Here is a 15,959-nt window from a genome sequence, read left to right on the forward strand (position 1 = left end):
TTGCGCACCCACGAGCACCGTCGTACCCCGAGCGGCGGTCGCACCGCCGCGCCCCGACCCGGCCGCACAACCGCGCCGGCATCCGCTCGCTTGGGCGTCGTTTCCCGCTGAGTTCCGCGCCACGCCACCCGTCGCCGCCGGCCCCGTGCCGGTGAGCGGTCCGGGTCGCGGTGCCCGCTGAACCCCGCGCCCACCCGCACGTCGTCGCCGAACCGCTTCCGCGAGCGCGCCGACGTTACCGTCCGGAGCCTGCCGTGCGCATTCTGCTGCTCTCCACCGCCGACACCGACCTGCTGGCCGCCCGCGCCAGCGACGCCGACTACCGGCTCGCCAACCCTGCCCGGGTGGCGGCCGACGAGGTGCCCGCCCTGCTCGACGGGGTCGACCTCGCCGTCGTACGCCTGCTCGGCGGTCGGCAGGCGTGGCCGGACGGCCTCGCCGCCGTGCTCGCCAGCGGCGTGCCCACGGTCGTCCTTGGCGGCGAGGCGCTGCCGGACGCGGAGCTGATGGCGGTCTCCACGGTGCCGTCCGGGGTGGTCGCCCAGGCCCTCGCGTACCTGGTCGAGGGTGGCCCGGACAACCTGGGGGAGTTGGCCCGGTTCCTCTCCGACACGGTCCTGCTCACCGGGGAGGGGTTCGCACCGCCCGCGCCGACCCCGGCGTACGGCGTGCACGGCGAGCACCCCACCGAACCGGGTCGGCCCACCATCGGAATCGTCTTCTACCGGGCGCACGCCCTGGCCGGCAACACCGCGTTCGTCGACGTGCTGGCCGAGGCGGTCCGCGCGGCCGGCGGCAACCCCCTGCCGATCTTCTGCGGCTCGCTGCGCGGGCTGACGGCCGGCGCCGGCCCCCTCGGGCTCTTCGCCCGCTGCGACGCGCTGCTGGTCACCGTCCTCGCGGCCGGCGGCGCGGTCGCCGCCGACGCCTCCTCCGGCGGCGACGAGGACGCCTGGGACGTCGGCGCGCTCGCCGCCCTGGACGTGCCGGTCATCCAGGCGCTCTGCCTCACCAGCACGCGCGAGCAGTGGGCCGCCAGCGACGCCGGACTGTCCCCGTTGGACGCGGCGATGCAGGTGGCCATCCCCGAGTTCGACGGCCGGATCGTCACCGTGCCGTTCTCGTTCAAGCAGGTCGACGCCGACGGTCTTTCGGTGTACGCCGCCGACCCCGAGCGGGCCGCCCGCGTCGCCGGGATCGCGGTGCGGCACGCCCGGCTGCGGTACGTGCCGAACGCCGACAAGCGGATCGCCGTGGTGCTCAGCTCGTACCCCACCAAGCACTCGCGGGTCGGCAACGCCGTCGGGCTGGACACCCCGGCCTCGGCGGTCCGGCTGTTCGCCGCGCTCGCCGAGGCGGGCTACGACCTCGGCGGCACGCCGCCGCCCACGGACGGTGACGCGCTGATCCACGCGCTGATCGCCGCCGGCGGGCACGACGTGGAGTGGCTCACCCCGGATCAGTTGGCCGCCGCCGAGGCGCGGATACCGGGGCAGACGTACCGGCGCTGGTTCGAGGCGGTCCCGGTCGAGCTGCGCGAGCGGATGCGGCAACACTGGGGCGAGCCGCCCGGCGAGCTGTACACCGACGGCGGGGACGTCGTGCTGGCCGGGCTGCGCTTCGGCAACGTGGCGCTGCTGATCCAGCCGCCGCGTGGTTTCGGGGAGAACCCGATCGCCATCTACCACGACCCGGACCTGCCGCCGAGCCACCACTACCTGGCCGCGTACCGCTGGCTCGCCGCGCCGGTCTCCGACGGCGGCTTCGGCGCGGACGCCGTGGTGCACCTGGGCAAGCACGGCACCCTGGAGTGGCTGCCCGGCAAGGGCCTCGGCCTGGCCGCCGGCTGCGCGCCCGACGCGGTCCTCGCGGACCTGCCGCTGGTGTACCCGTTCATCGTCAACGACCCCGGCGAGGGCACCCAGGCCAAGCGGCGGGCGCACGCCGTGGTCATCGACCACCTGGTGCCGCCGATGGCCCGCGCCGAGACCTACGGCGACCTGGCCAAACTGGAGCAACTGCTCGACGAGTACGCCACCGTGCAGGCGCTCGACCCGGCGAAGGTGCCGACCGTGCGGGCGCAGATCTGGGACCTGGTCCGCGCCGCCGAGCTGCACCACGACCTGCACACCGAGGCGATGCCCGACGCGGACGACTTCGACGACTTCGTGCTGCACCTCGACGGCTACCTGTGCGAGGTCAAGGACGTGCAGATCCGCGACGGCCTGCACATCCTCGCCGACGCGCCCACCGGCGAGCCGCGGGTCAACCTGGTCCTCGCGGTGCTGCGCGCCCCGCAGATCTGGGGTGGCGTCCAGGCCCTGCCCGGCCTGCGGCAGGCCCTCGCCACCGCGTACGGCCTCGACGAACAGGAACTGCTTGCCATGCCGGGCCGGCGGATCGCCCTGCCGGCCGCGTTGACCGACGCGGTGGACGGGCCGGCCGGCACCGCCGCCGATGCCATCGACCTGATCGAAACCCTCGCCCGGCGGCTGGTCGTCGGCATGGAGACCCTGGGCTGGACCGCCGACACGGCCGAGGCGGTCGTCGCCGAGGTGACCGGCCAGCCGATCCCGGACGCCGCCGAGGTGCTGCGCTTCGCCGCCACCGAGTTGGTGCCCCGGCTGGTTCGCACCACCGACGAGCTGACCAACACCCTCGGTGCGCTCGACGGCCGGTTCGTGCCGCCCGGCCCGTCCGGCTCACCCACCCGGGGCCTGGTCAACGTGTTGCCCACCGGCCGGAACTTCTACTCCGTCGACCCGAAGGCCATCCCCAGCCGCAACGCCTGGGACGTCGGCGTGGCCCTGGCCGACTCGCTGCTGGCCCGGCACCTCGCCGACACCGGCGCGTACCCCCGCTCGGTGGGGTTGACCGTGTGGGGCACCAGCGCCATGCGGACGCAGGGCGACGACATCGCCGAGGTGCTCGCGCTTATCGGCTGCCGGCCGGTGTGGGACGAGCGGTCCCGGCGGGTCACCGGCGTCGAGGTGGTGCCGACCGCCGAGCTGGGTCGGCCCCGCGTCGACGTCACCGTACGGATCTCCGGGTTCTTCCGCGACGCGTTCCCGCACGTGGTGGCGCTGCTCGACGACGCCGTCCGGCAGGTCGCCGCCCTGAACGAGCCGGCCGAGGAGAACTACCTGCGCGCCCACGTGGCCGCCGACCTCGCCGAGCACGGTGACGAGCGGCGGGCCACCGCCCGGATCTTCGGCTCCAAACCCGGGGCGTACGGCGCGGGCCTGCTGCCGCTGATCGACGCCCGGACCTGGCGCAGCGACGCCGACCTGGCCGAGGTGTACGCGGTGTGGGGTGGCTACGCGTACGGCCGGGGCCTGGACGGTCGGGAGGCGCGCGCCGACATGGAACGCTCCTTCGCGCGGATCTCGGTCGCGGTGAAGAACCAGGACACCCGCGAGCACGACATCGTCGACTCCGACGACTACTTCCAGTATCACGGCGGGATGGTGGCGATGGTCCGCCACCTCACCGGCACGTCCCCGGCCGCGTACGTGGGCGACTCGGCGATGCCGCACGACGTGCGGACCCGCACGCTGGGCGAGGAGACCCGGCGGGTGTTCCGGGCCCGGGTGGTCAACCCGAAGTGGATCGCCGCGATGCGCCGGCACGGCTACAAGGGCGCGTTCGAGCTGGCCGCCACCGTGGACTACCTGTTCGGCTACGACGCCACCGCCGGTGTGGTGGACGACTGGATGTACGAGCACCTGGCCGCCGCGTACCTGTTCGACGACACCACCCGCGAGTTCCTGGAGAAGTCCAACCCGTGGGCGCTACGCGGCATCACCGAGCGGCTATTGGAGGCCGCCGACCGGGGGCTGTGGGCCAAGCCCGAGCCGGCCACCCTGGACCGCCTGCGCGACACCTACCTGGCCAGCGAGGGCGACCTGGAGGACCGGGCATGACCACGACCTACCCGTTCAGCGCCGTGCTCGGCATGGCCGACATGCGGCTGGCGTTGCTGCTCAACGCCGTGTCCCCGGCGATCGGTGGGGTCCTCGTGCGGGGCGAGAAGGGCACCGCCAAGTCCACCGCCGTACGCGCCCTCGCCGCGCTGCTGCCCCCGGTGCGCCGGGTCGCCGGCTGCCGCTTCGGGTGTGATCCGGCCGAACCCGACCCGGGCTGCCCGGACGGGCCGCACCCGGTCGGGGCGGCCGTCGAGACCGGGCCGGCGCGCCTCGTCGAACTGCCCGTCGGAGCGGCCGAGGACCGGGTGGTCGGGTCGCTGGACCTGGAGAAGGCCCTCGGCGAGGGCGTACGCGCCTTCGAACCGGGCCTGCTCGCCGCCGCCCACCGGGGCGTGCTCTACGTGGACGAGGTCAACCTGCTGCACGACCACCTCGTCGACCTGCTGCTGGACGCGGCGGCGATGGGCCGCAGCCACGTCGAGCGCGAGGGCGTCTCGGTCAGCCACGCGGCCCGGTTCCTGCTGGTCGGCACCATGAACCCGGAGGAGGGGGAGCTGCGCCCGCAGCTGCTCGACCGGTTCGGGCTGACCGTGGAGGTGAACGCCAGCCGGGACCCGGAGATCCGGGTGGAGGTCGTCCGCCGGCGGCTCGCCGCCGACGCCGACCCGGCCGGGTTCGCCGCCCGCTGGGCCGACGCCGACGCCGAGATCGCCGCCCAGGTGGCCGCCGCCCGCCGCCGGCTTCCCGGGGTACGCCTGCCGGACGCCGCGCTGCGGCAGATCGCCGAGGTGTGCGCGGCGTTCGACGTGGACGGGATGCGCGCCGACATCGTCACCGCGCGTACCGCCCTCGCCCACGCCGCCTGGCACGACCGGGACCGGGTCACCAGCGACGACGTGCGGGTGGCGGCCCGACTCGCCCTGCCGCACCGCCGTCGCCGCGACCCGTTCGACACGCCGGGGCTGGACGAGAAGCGCCTCGACGAGGCGCTGCAACGGGCCCAGGACAACCACCCCGACGACCCGGACGACGACGGCCGCCCGGACGACGGCGGCTCCGCCGGCCCGCGCCCCGACGGTCCCGATGGTGGCGGTGGGGGCGGCCCCGGCGGCAGTGCCGGCGACCTGGGCGGCTCCTCCGGCGTGGACGGCGACACCGGGGAACATCGTCACGATGGGAACGGCCCCGACGGCGACGCCCTCGATCCCGCCGACGTGGACGGTGGGGAGTCGGGCAGCGGCGGGCACGATTCCGGCGCCGGCGAGTCCGGAAGGGCCGACGGCCCGGAGCCGCACGCCGCCGACGTCGGCGCGGACGGGGACTTCTCGGGGGTGAACGGTCGGGGCGGTCGCCGTCAGCGGGCCGAGGAGGGTGAGCGCAGCGGCACCGGGAACGACCGGGAGCGCGAGGGTGGACGGGTGGCCGTACCCCGGGGTGGTCTGCGAGCCCGGCTGCTGACCGCGCCCGGCGTCGGTGACGGGGTGCCGGGCCGGCGGTCGCGGGCCCGGACCGGGAGGGGCCGCACCACCGGGGCCCGGGTGCCGAACGGTCGGGTCGGCGCGCTGCACCTGCCGGCCACCATCCGCGCCGCCGCACCCCACCAGGCGGCTCGGGGCCGACTGGCGGGCCCGCTGCGTCTGCGTCCGGACGACGTCCGCGAGGCGGTCCGGGAGGGGCGCGAGGGCAACCTGGTGCTGTTCGTGGTGGACGCCAGCGGTTCGATGGGCGCCCGGCAGCGGATGGTCACCGTGAAGGATGCCGTGCTCGCCCTGCTCACCGACGCGTACCAGCGGCGGGACAAGGTCGCGGTGATCGCCTTCCGGGGAGCCGGCGCGCGCACCGTGCTGCCGGCGACCTCGTCGGTGCTGGCCGCCTCGACCCGTCTGGCCGAGTTGCCCACCGGCGGGCGGACACCACTGGCCGAGGGTCTGCTGGCCGCCGCGGACCTGCTGCGGGTGGAGCGCCTGCGCGACCCGAAGCGCCGCCCCCTGGTCCTGGTGGTCACCGACGGCCGCGCCACCGCCGGAACCCGCCCGCTCGACCGGGCGGCAGGAGCGGCGGCAATCCTCGCGGCGACGGGTGCCCCCTGCGTGGTCGTCGACTGCGAATCCGGCCCGATCCGCCTGCACCTGGCCCGCCGCCTGGCCACCCAACTCAACGCCCCCCTGCACCCCCTGCACGCCCTGACCCACCCCGCCCCCCGCGATCTTGCAGTTTCTGTCGCCACATAAGAGGACGAGATACGCATATGAGCAACAGAAACTGCAAGATCGCGGAGGGCGCGCGGGGCGCGGAGGGCGCGCGGGGCGCGGAGGGCGCGCGGGGCGCGGAAGGCGCGCGGGGCGCGGAGGGCGCGCGGGGCTTGACGATGAGGGGGGAACTCTGATGCCGCAGGGACAGCCGAGTCACGTGCCCGCGGACGGGTTGACGACGCGGCAGCGGCGGAATCGGCCGCTGCTCGCCGTCCACACCGGACAGATGAAGGGGAAGTCGACGGCCGCCTTCGGGCTGGCGCTGCGGGCCTGGACGGCCGGCCTGCCGATCGGAGTCTTCCAGTTCGTCAAGAGCGCCAAGTGGCGGGTCGGGGAGGAGAACGCCTTCCGGGCGCTCGGCGAGGTGCACGAGCGTACCGGCCAGGGCGCGCCGGTCGCCTGGCACAAGATGGGTGAGGGCTGGTCCTGGATCCAGCGCGGCGGCGAGGCCGACCACGCCGCCGACGCCCTGGAGGGGTGGCGGCAGATCCAGCGGGACCTGGCCGCCGAGCGTTACGGGCTGTACGTGCTGGACGAGTTCACCTACCCGATGAAGTGGGGCTGGGTGGACGTCGACGAGGTGGTCGCCACCCTCGCCGACCGGCCCGGCTTCCAACACGTCGTCATCACCGGTCGCGACGCCGACCCGCGCCTGGTCGCCGCCGCCGACCTGGTCGCCGAGCTGACCAAGGTCAAGCACCCGATGGACGCCGGTCAGAAGGGTCAGAAGGGCATCGAGTGGTGATCGCCCCCGCCGAACCGTTGTCGCTGCCCCGGGTGGTGGTCGCCGCGCCGGCCAGCGGCCACGGCAAGACGACGGTCGCCACCGGGCTGCTCGCCGCGCTGCGTCGACGCGGCCTCACGGTCAGCCCGCACAAGGTCGGCCCGGACTACATCGACCCCGGCTACCACGCCCTCGCCGCCGGCCGGCCCGGTCGCAACCTCGACCCGTTCCTGGTCGGGGCCGAGCGGATCGCCGGCCTGCTGCGGCACGGCGCGAGCGTCCCCACGCCCGCCGACATCGCCGTGGTGGAGGGCGTCATGGGCCTGCACGACGGCGCGGTGGGCCGGCGCGACTTCGCCTCCACGGCACACGTCGCCCGGCTCGTCGACGCGCCCGTGCTGCTGGTGCTGGACACCACCGCGCAGGGCCGCTCCGCCGCGGCGCTGACCCTCGGCATGGCCGCGTTCGACCCCGCCGTGCGGATCGGCGGCGTGATCCTCAACCGGGTCGGCTCGCCCCGGCACGAGACGCTGCTGCGCGACGCCCTCGCCGAGGTGGGCGTACCGGTGCTCGGGGCCGTCACCCGCGCCGCCGAGGTCGCCGCGCCGGCCCGGCACCTCGGGCTGGTACCGGTCGCCGAACGGACCCCCGAATCGCTCGCCATCGTCACCGCGCTCGCCGAACTGGTCGAGGCCACCGTCGACCTCGACGCCGTCCTCGACCTGGCCCGCAGCGCCGGGCCGCTGACCGCCCCGGCCTGGGACCCGGTCCAGGCCGTCGGCGGGCCGGCCGGCGTCGGGCGGCCACGGGTCGCGCTCGCCGGTGGTCCGGCCTTCACCTTCTCGTACGCCGAGACCGCCGAACTCCTCACGGCTGCCGGCGCGGACATCGTCACCGTCGACCCGCTGCGCGACCCGGCGCTGCCCAGCGGCACCCGGGCGGTGGTCATCGGCGGCGGCTTCCCCGAGGCGTACGCCGAGGCCCTCGCGGGCAACGGCACGCTCCGCGCCGAGCTGGCCGACTTCGACGGGCCGATCGTGGCCGAGTGCGCCGGGCTGCTCTACCTCGGGCGGTCCCTGGACGGCGTACCCATGTGCGGGCGGCTGGACCTGACCGCCCAGATGACCGGCCGGCTCACCCTCGGCTACCGCGAGGCCGTCGCCGTCACCGACTCACCGGTGGCCCGGACGGGCGAGCCGGTACGCGGCCACGAGTTCCACCGCACCACCACCGACCCCGGACACGGCAAGGCGCCGGCGTGGCGTTGGAACGACACCGAGCACGGCTTCGTCGACGGTCGGGTGCACGCCTCCTACCTGCACACCCACTGGGCCGGGCACCCCGCGGCGGCCCGCCGGCTGGTCGAGGCGGCCCGATGACCGCCACGCTGACCGGCGTCGGCGTCGGACCGGGCGACCCGGAACTGCTCACCGTCAAGGCGGTGCGGGTCCTGCGCGAGGCCGACGTGGTCTTCGTACCCGTGATGGCGGACCGGGCCGAGACCAGCGCGACGACCGGTCCGACGCCGCCGGGCGCGGACGCCGGACGGGCCGAGGCGACCGTCCGGGCCTACGTCGCGGCGGACCGGCTGCGCCGGCTGCCGTTCGCCCTCGACGATCGAGGTGGGGTGACCGCCCGCCGCACGGCGGCCTGGGACGAGGCCGCCGGGACGGTCGTCGAGGCGATCGACGCGGGCGCGCGATCGCTGGCCTTCGCCACCATCGGCGACCCCAACGTCTACTCCACCTTCGGCTACCTGGCGCAGAGCGTGCGGGCCCTGCGCCCCGCCGTGCGGGTGGCGACGGTGCCCGGCGTCACCGCCATGCAGGAGCTGGCCGCGCGCAGCGGCACCCCGCTCGTGGAGGGACGCGAACCGCTCACGCTGCTGCCGGCCACCGCCGGCCTCGCGCCGTTCGCCGACGCCCTCGCCGGGCCGGGCACCGTGGTCGTCTACAAGGGCTGGCGACGGCACCCCGAGCTGCTGGCCGAGTTACGCCGGCAGGACCGCCTTCCCGACGCGGTGCTCGGGCGCGCCCTGGGCCTGCCCGGCGAACGGATCGGCCCGGTCGACGACGCCGGGCCCGACCTGCCGTACCTGTCCACGCTGCTGGTCCCCGCCCGGCGCGCGTACCGAGGAGGAAAACTGTGACCAGCGACGGCAAGGTGTGGTTCGTCGGCGCCGGCCCGGGCGCGGCGGACCTGCTGACCCTGCGGGCCGCCCGCGTGATCGCCACGGCGGACGTCGTGATCTGGGCGGCCAGCCTGGTGCACGCCGACGTGCTCGACCACGCCCGCCCCGACGCGAAGGTCGTCGACTCGTCGCAACTGCCCATCGAGGGGGTGTTGCCGCTCTACGAGCGGGCCGCCGCGCAGGGGCTGACCGTGGCGCGCATCCACTCCGGCGACCCGGCCCTCTGGGGCGCGGTGCAGGAGCAACTGGACCTGTGCCGGGCGCTCGACCTGGCCGTCGAGATCGTCCCCGGGGTGTCGTCGTTCACCGCCGTGGCCGCGATCGTCGGGCGGGAACTGACCGTGCCCGAGGTCGCCCAGTCGGTGATCCTCACCCGCCTCGAAGGCGGCAAGACCCCCATGCCGCCCGGCGAGCGGGTCCGCGACTTCGCCCGGCACGGCACCACCATGGCGCTGTTCCTCTCCGCCGCCCGCTCCGGGCAGGTGCAGGCCGAACTGCTGGCCGGCGGCTACCCGGCGGACACTCCGGCCGTCGTGGCGTACCAGGCCACCTGGCCCGACGAGCTGGTCGTGCGCTGCACGGTCGGCACCCTGGAGGCCACCGTCAAGCGGCACAAGCTGTGGAAACACACCTTGTTCCTGGTCGGCCCGGCCCTCGCCGCGACGGGCACCCGCTCGCACCTCTACCACCCGGGGCACTTCCACACCTTCCGTCGCGCCGAACCGGCCGCCCGCGCCGAGCTGCGCCGCGCCCGCGCCGGAGAGACAGAAACCCCATGACGTACGCCGAACCGCCGCTGCGCGAGCCGGACCTGCCGCGTACGGCGAAGGTCCGGCCCACCGCGCTACGGACCGGCTGGACCACCGGCGCGTGCGCGACCGCGGCGGCCAAGGCGGCGGTCACCGCCCTGGTCACCGGCGAAATCCAACCTGAGGTGGAGATCGGCCTGCCCGCCGGGCGACGGGTGCGCTTCCCGGTGGAACGCTGCGAGGTGACCGGCAGCCCACCGGTGCGCGCCGAGGCGGTCGTGGTCAAGGACGCCGGGGACGACCCGGACGTCACCCACGGCGCCGAGCTGACCGCCACCGTGGACTACACGGACGCCCCTGGGCTGCGGTTGGCCGGCGGCACCGGCGTCGGCACCGTCACCAAACCCGGCCTCGGGCTCGCCGTCGGCGGACCGGCCATCAACGACACGCCCCGCCGGATGATCGGCGAGGCGGTGGCCGAGGTCGTCGACCTCACCGAGGTCGGTGTGCGCGTGGTCATCAGCGTGCCCCGGGGCGAGATCATGGCCCGCAAGACCACCAACCGGCGGCTCGGCATCCTCGGCGGCATCTCGATCCTCGGCACCACCGGAATCGTCCGGCCCTTCTCCACCGCCTCCTGGCGGGCCAGCGTGGTGCAGGCCGTGCACGTCATGGCCGCCCAGGGCGAGCGGACCGTGGTGCTGTGCACCGGTGGGCGTACCGAGCGGGCCGCCCGCGCGCTGCTGCCCGACCTGCCCGAGGTGTGCTTCGTCGAGGTGGGCGACTTCACCGGCGCGGCGGTGAGCGCCGCCGTCGAGGACGCGATGACCGGCGTGGTCTTCGTCGGCATGGCCGGCAAGCTCGCCAAGCTCGCCGCCGGCATTCTGATGACCCACTACACCCGCTCCACGGTGGACCTGTCCCTGCTCGGCGCGGTGACCGCCGACGCCGGTGGCGATCCGGCGCTCGTCGCCGCCGTGACCGAGGCCAACACCGGGCGGCACGCGTACGAGCTGTGGGAGGCGGCCGGCCTGCTCGGTGCGGCCGGGGACCTGCTCTGCCAACGGGTCCAGGCGGTGCTACGACGCTTCGCCGGGCCGACGGTCACCGTGGACGTGGCGATGGTCGACTTCGCCGGCGCGCGGGTCGTCGCCTCGTCCGGCCGGTGGCCGCGATGAGCGCCCCGGACGCGCTGGTGGGCGGAGTGACCTCAAGCGAAGCGACGGCGACGGTGGCATCCCCGGACGCGCTGGTGACCGTGGTCGGGCTCGACGCCGCCGGGGCGCCGCCGCATCCCGCCCTCGCCTCCGCGCTGGCCGGCGCGGGACTGGTGGTCGGGGCGGCCCGGCACCTGGCCGCGGTGCCCGTACCGGGGAGCGCGCAGACCATCGTCCTCGGACCGCTCGCCCCGGCCCTGCGCCGGTTGGCCGACGCCGTCGACGCCCGGGTGCCGGCCGTCGTGCTGGCCAGCGGCGATCCCGGCCTGTTCGGGATCGTCCGGCGGCTGCGCGCGGCCGGGCTGCCGCTGCGGGTGGTGCCGGCGGTGTCCAGTGTGGCCGCCGCGTTCGCCCGCGCCGGACTGTCCTGGGACGGCGCGGCCGTGGTGACCGCGCACGGCCGCGACCTCCGACCGGCGCTGAACGCCTGCCGGGCGCTGCCGCTGGTCGCGGTCCTCACCGCGCCGGGGGCCGGGGCCGCCGAAGTGGGCGCCGGCCTCGTCGGCTGGTCCCGACGCCTGCTGGTCGCCGAGAACCTCGGCACCGACGCCGAACGGGTGCGGGAGATGAGCCCTGCGCAAGCCGCCGCCGGCACCTGGCCCGACCCACACGTCCTGCTCAGCGTCGCCGTGTCCGAGCCCGCCGTGCCCGTGCCCGCCGTGCCCGTGCCCGCCGTGCCCGTGCCCGCCGTGTCCGAGCCAGCCGTGCCCGTGTCTGCGCCCGCGCGGGCCGTGCCCGCGCCAGCTCCCGAACCCGTCGCGGTCGGTGGGATGCGCGTCGACAACCAGCCGGCCGCCGCGCCGGTCGGCGGCTGGGCGCTGCCGGAGAGCCGGTACGCCCACCGCGACTCGATGATCACCAAGTCGGAGGTGCGTGCCCTGGTCGTCGCGCGGCTGCGCCCCCGGCTGGGTCGCCTCGTCTGGGACGTCGGCGCGGGCAGCGGCTCGGTCGGCATCGAGTGCGCGCTACTCGGCGCGGCCGTGCTCGCCGTCGAGCAGGACCCGGCGTCCGCCGCGACGATTCGGGAGAACGCCGCCACGCACGCCGTCGACGTCCGGATCGTCGTCGGGCGTGCCCCGACGGCGCTTGATGGTCTGCCCGAACCGGACGCGGTCTTCGTGGGTGGCGGCGGCGTCGACGTCCTCGCCGCCGTGGTGGCCCGCCGCCCCGAGCGGATCGTGCTCACCCTGGCCGCGCTGGATCGCGTCGCGCCGGCGGTGGCGCTGCTGCGCGCCGCCGGCTACCGGGTCGAGGGCAGCCAGCTCGCCGCCGCCCGCCTCGCCGACCTGCCCGGCGGGTCGATCCGTCTCGCGGCCACCAACCCGGTGGTCGTCCTCACCGGGGAGCGCCCGTGAACGACAACACTCCGGCGCGGATCGGCCTGGTGGCGGCCACCGCCGCCGGTCGGCGGCACGCCGACATCCTGGCCGCCGCCTGGCCGCACGCCCGGCTGGTCGAGGGCGACGGCGTCGCCGACGCGCTACGCGCCGCCTGGGCGGAATGTGACGCGGTGGTCGCGTTCCTGGCCACCGGCGCGGTGGTACGCGTCCTCGCGCCGCTGCTCGGCGACAAGCGCACCGACCCGGCCGTGGTGGTCGTCGACGAGGCGGCCCGGCACTCGGTGGCGCTGCTGGGCGGTCACGCCGGCGGCGGCAACGACCTCGCCGAGCGGGTCGGCGCGCTACTGGACGCCCAACCGGTGGTCACCACCGCCACCGACGCGGTCGGGCTGCCCGGGCTGGACACCCTCGGCTGGCCCGTGCGGGGCGCGGTCGCCGCGGTGTCCCGGGCCATCCTGGACGGTGAGCCGGTCGAGCTGGTCGCCGACGCCGCCTGGCCGCTACCCGCCCTGCCACCGAACGTGCGCGTCGTCCAGCCCGAGGCCGGCGCCGGCCATGCCGGCCACCCCGGGGCCACGTCCGTCGAAGGCGTGGCCGTTGAAGGCGCGTTCGTCGAAGGCGCGTTCGTCGAAGGCGCGTTCGACGAGGGCGTCACCGGCAGCGCGGCCGACGAGAAGGCGACCGGCGGTCACTACCGACTGCTGGTCACCGATCGGGTGGTGCCGATCGACGCGCGGACCGCCGTGCTGCGACCGCCGTCGCTGGTCGCCGGTGTCGGGGCGAGTCGGGGCGTACCGGCCGCCGAGGTGGCCGAACTGCTGCACCGGGTGCTGGCCGAGGCCGGCGTCGACCCGGCGAGCCTGAGCTGCCTGGCCAGCGCCGACATCAAGGCTGACGAGGCGGGCATCCGCAGCACCGCCGACGCGCTCGGCGTACCCCTGGTGACCTGGCCCGCGACGCGCCTCGCCGCGGTCGACGTGCCGCACCCCAGCGAGGTGGTCCGGGCGGCGGTCGGCACGCCGAGCGTCGCGGAGGCCGCGGCCCTGCTCGGCGCGGACGGCCGGGCCGGCGACGCGACGCTGCTGGTGGGCAAGACCGCGTCGGCGATGGCGACCGTGGCGGTGGCGCGGCACGCGCCGCGCGGCCGGCTCGCCGTCGTCGGTCTCGGGCCGGGCGCGGCCGACCTGCGCGCTCCCCGGGCGGTGGCGGAGCTGCGCCGCGCGGCCGTGGTGGTGGGCCTGGACCAGTACGTCGACCAGGTCCGCGACGTGCTGCGGCCGGGCACCCGGGTGCTCGCCAGCTCGCTCGGCGCGGAGGAGGCGCGGGCCAGGGCCGCCGTGGCCGAGGCCGCCGCCGGCCGCGCGGTCGCGCTCATCGGGTCCGGCGACGCCGGGGTGTACGCGATGGCGAGCCCCGCCCTGGAGTACGCCGACGAGCGGATCGACGTGGTGGGCGTGCCCGGGGTGACCGCCGCCCTCGCCGCCGGGGCGCTGCTCGGCGCGCCACTCGGGCACGACCACGCCTACGTCAGTCTGTCCGATCTGCACACTCCGTGGGAGGTCATCGAGCGGCGGGTGAGCGCCGCCGCCGAGGGTGACTTCGTGACGGTGTTCTACAACCCGCGCAGCCGCGCCCGCGACTGGCAGCTCGGCAAGGCGCTCGGCATCCTCGCCGCGCACCGGCCGCCGGACACCCCGGTCGGGGTGGTGCGCAACGCCAGCCGCCCCGGCGAGCGGGTGCACCTCGCGACGGTGGCCACGCTCGACGCGGCCATCGTCGACATGTACAGCGTGGTGGTGGTGGGCAACAGCGACACCCGGCTGGTCGCCGGGCGGATGGTCACACCCCGGGGGTACCGGTGGCGCTCGTGACCATCGACGCCTGCCAGGGCTGCGGCGCGTGCCTGCTGACCTGCCCCACGCACGCGATCAGGCCGGTCGCCGGCGGCCTCACGGTACGCGCCGACCGGTGCACCGGCTGCCTGGAGTGCCTGGAGATCTGCCCGGTCGACGCGATCCGCGTGACCGAGCCCTGGGAAGGAGCCCGATGAGCCGGACGGTGCATCCCATCGAGGTCGAGTCGTACCGCATCCTGCGCGAGCGCGTCGACCTGTCGCACCTGCCACCACTGACCCGGGCGGTTACCGAGCGGGTGGTGCACGCCAGCGCCGACCTCGCGTACGTCGACGAGCTGGTCTGCGACGAGGTGGCCCTGGAGGCGGGGCTGGCCGCGCTGCGCGCGGGCGCACCCGTGGTGACGGACGTGGCGATGGTCGCCGCCGGCATCACCCGGGCCGGACTGGAACTCGTCTGCCCGGTCGCCGAGCCGGCCGCCGCCGAGCTGGGCCGCGCGGCCGGCATCACCCGCTCGGCGGCGGCCGTGCGGATCGCCCTGGACCGGGTCGGCCCCGGCGCGGTCTGGGTGGTCGGCTGCGCGCCGACCGCGCTCGTCGAACTACTCACCCTGGACGCCGCCCCGGCGCTGGTCGTCGGCCTGCCGGTCGGCTTCGTGGGCGCGGCCGAATCGAAGGCGGCGCTGCGGGCCAGCGGCCTGCCCGGGGTGTCCAACGTGGGCGAGAAGGGCGGCTCGGCGGTCGCCGCCGCCGCCCTCAATGCCCTGCTCTACAGCGAGGAGAGGTCATGACCGGGTTGGTCATCGTCGGGCACGGCACGCGCAGCGCGGCCGGGGTCGACCAGTTCGCCGCGCTCGTCGAGCGGGTCCGCCGTCGGGGTGAGATCGGCGACGTGGAGGGCGGTTTCATCGAGCTGTCCCGTCCGCCGCTCACCGACGCGGTCGGCACGCTCGTCGGGCGCGGTCACCGGAACCTGGTCGCGCTGCCGCTGGTGCTCACCGGCGCCGGGCACGGCAAGGGCGACATCCCGGCCGCGATGGCCCGTGAACAGCAGCGGCACCCCGGGTTGACGTACCGCTACGGGCGTCCGCTCGGCCCTCACCCGTTGCTGCACACGGCCCTCGAGGAGCGCATCGACGCCGCCTTGGCGGGCACCACGTCGGCGGACGCCGACCGGGCCGGTACCTGGGTGGCGCTCATCGGGCGCGGCTCCACCGACCCGGACGCCAACGCCGAGGTCGCCAAGGTCGCCCGGCTGCTCTGGGAGGGGCGCGGGTACGCGGGCGTCGAGCCCGGGTTCATCTCCCTCGCCGAACCGTCCGTGCCGGCGGTGCTGGAACGGCTGCGCCGGCTCGGCGCGCGGCGGATCGTCGTCGCGCCGTACTTCCTGTTCGCCGGGGTGCTGCCCGACCGGATCGTCGCCCAGTCGGCCGAGTTCGCCGCCGCCCACCCCAACCTGGACGTCCGCGTCGCCGACGTGATCGGCGACTGCGACGCCCTCGCCGACCTGGTGCGCGAACGTTACGACGAGGCGCTGGGCGGGGACATCCGGATGAACTGCGACACCTGCGCCTACCGGGTCCTGATGCCCGGCTTCGCCGACAAGGTGGGCCGCCCGCAGCAACCGCACGACCACCCCGACGACCCGGTTGGCCACCACCATCACCACCACCACGGGCACGGGGCGATCGCGGTGGCCACCGGGTCC

Annotated in this window: 10 protein-coding genes and 3 pseudogenes; all 13 read left to right on the top strand. The window is 75.9% G+C overall.

Translation table 11 applies throughout. The annotated features are described in order from the left end of the window. The first annotated feature begins 254 nt into the window (after positions 1 to 254). Complete coding sequence (gene cobN / locus ACIBTX_RS27215) at positions 255 to 3,923, top strand: cobaltochelatase subunit CobN (RefSeq protein WP_357169920.1); 3,669 nt, start codon at positions 255 to 257, stop codon at positions 3,921 to 3,923. Next, positions 3,920 to 6,157: a magnesium chelatase subunit D family protein gene (locus ACIBTX_RS27220; RefSeq protein ID WP_357169923.1), complete on the top strand. Its 2,238-nt coding sequence runs from the start codon at positions 3,920 to 3,922 to the stop codon at positions 6,155 to 6,157. The genes cobN and ACIBTX_RS27220 overlap by 4 nt, the downstream gene beginning before the upstream one ends. Before the next feature lie 154 nt (positions 6,158 to 6,311). Beyond that, a complete protein-coding gene (gene cobO / locus ACIBTX_RS27225; RefSeq protein WP_357169926.1) occupies positions 6,312 to 6,923 on the top strand; it encodes a cob(I)yrinic acid a,c-diamide adenosyltransferase in 612 nt (203 codons plus the stop codon). Beyond that, positions 6,923 to 8,281, top strand: a complete 1,359-nt coding sequence (locus tag ACIBTX_RS27230) for a cobyrinate a,c-diamide synthase (protein ID WP_357170567.1) — start codon at positions 6,923 to 6,925, stop codon at positions 8,279 to 8,281. Before cobO ends, ACIBTX_RS27230 begins: the two co-directional genes overlap by 1 nt. After that, positions 8,278 to 9,051: a precorrin-2 C(20)-methyltransferase gene (gene cobI, locus ACIBTX_RS27235; RefSeq protein WP_357169929.1), complete on the top strand. Its 774-nt coding sequence runs from the start codon at positions 8,278 to 8,280 to the stop codon at positions 9,049 to 9,051. The genes ACIBTX_RS27230 and cobI overlap by 4 nt, the downstream gene beginning before the upstream one ends. After that, positions 9,048 to 9,872 (top strand): precorrin-4 C(11)-methyltransferase, encoded by an 825-nt coding sequence (cobM, locus tag ACIBTX_RS27240; RefSeq protein ID WP_357169932.1) that lies wholly within the window; start codon positions 9,048 to 9,050, stop codon positions 9,870 to 9,872. The genes cobI and cobM overlap by 4 nt, the downstream gene beginning before the upstream one ends. After that, positions 9,869 to 11,020 carry a cobalt-precorrin-5B (C(1))-methyltransferase gene (locus ACIBTX_RS27245; protein ID WP_357169935.1) on the top strand — a complete coding sequence of 384 codons (1,152 nt, stop codon included), beginning with the start codon at positions 9,869 to 9,871 and terminating at the stop codon, positions 11,018 to 11,020. Before cobM ends, ACIBTX_RS27245 begins: the two co-directional genes overlap by 4 nt. Next, entirely contained in the window at positions 11,017 to 12,414 is a 1,398-nt protein-coding gene (cbiE, locus tag ACIBTX_RS27250) for a precorrin-6y C5,15-methyltransferase (decarboxylating) subunit CbiE (RefSeq protein WP_357169938.1), read from the top strand. Before ACIBTX_RS27245 ends, cbiE begins: the two co-directional genes overlap by 4 nt. Continuing rightward, positions 12,411 to 12,953, top strand: a pseudogene (locus ACIBTX_RS27255) (precorrin-3B C(17)-methyltransferase); the annotation flags it as partial. The gene cbiE and the pseudogene ACIBTX_RS27255, both read left to right, overlap by 4 nt. A gap of 123 nt (positions 12,954 to 13,076) precedes the next feature. After that, positions 13,077 to 14,270, top strand: a pseudogene (gene cobJ / locus ACIBTX_RS27260) (precorrin-3B C(17)-methyltransferase); the annotation flags it as partial. Beyond that, entirely contained in the window at positions 14,258 to 14,449 is a 192-nt protein-coding gene (locus ACIBTX_RS27265) for a 4Fe-4S binding protein (RefSeq protein ID WP_357169944.1), read from the top strand. The pseudogene cobJ and the gene ACIBTX_RS27265, both read left to right, overlap by 13 nt. Next, positions 14,446 to 15,042 carry a precorrin-8X methylmutase gene (locus tag ACIBTX_RS27270; protein ID WP_357169947.1) on the top strand — a complete coding sequence of 199 codons (597 nt, stop codon included), beginning with the start codon at positions 14,446 to 14,448 and terminating at the stop codon, positions 15,040 to 15,042. The genes ACIBTX_RS27265 and ACIBTX_RS27270 overlap by 4 nt, the downstream gene beginning before the upstream one ends. Beyond that, a pseudogene (locus tag ACIBTX_RS27275) lies at positions 15,039 to 15,956 on the top strand (sirohydrochlorin chelatase); the annotation flags it as partial. The gene ACIBTX_RS27270 and the pseudogene ACIBTX_RS27275, both read left to right, overlap by 4 nt. Positions 15,957 to 15,959: the final 3 nt, after the last annotated feature.

The organism is Micromonospora sp. NPDC049359 (assembly GCF_044466585.1).
Lineage (GTDB): Bacteria > Actinomycetota > Actinomycetes > Mycobacteriales > Micromonosporaceae > Micromonospora.